At 41.2% G+C, this 376-nt stretch carries 1 protein-coding gene; it reads left to right on the top strand.

The features are described 5' to 3' along the window. Positions 1-17: 17 nt before the first annotated feature. A partial coding sequence (locus CWB66_RS22000; protein WP_502705313.1) for a thiolase family protein occupies positions 18-376 on the top strand: 359 nt, incomplete at its 3' end.

The following is a 376-nucleotide window of genomic DNA, read 5'->3' as shown; positions in this document are numbered from 1 at the left end:
AAAGCAACCACGGAGAAGTGACTCAAATTAATGATGATGAGCATCTACGTCCATATACAGATATTGAAAAGTTAAAAAAATTAAAAGCACCTTTTCGTGATGGCGGCTCTGTAACAGCAGGCAATGCTTCTGGGTTAAATGATGGAGCTGCTGCAATGATTATTGCAAGTGAAAGTGCAGCTTTAAAAAACAACTTGGTACCAATTGCACGTATTGTTGGAATGGCAACAGCGGGAGTTGAACCAACTTATATGGGTATTGGTCCTGTCGACGCAGTTAATAAGCTATTGGCAAGAACAGGCCTAACCCTTGAGGACATGTCAGTAATCGAGTTAAATGAAGCTTTTGCTGCACAAGCTTTGGCCTGTATTCGTGA

Source organism: Pseudoalteromonas sp. S558, from assembly GCF_005886635.1.
GTDB lineage: Bacteria > Pseudomonadota > Gammaproteobacteria > Enterobacterales > Alteromonadaceae > Pseudoalteromonas > Pseudoalteromonas aliena.
This window is presented reverse-complemented; position numbering and strand designations above follow the sequence as displayed.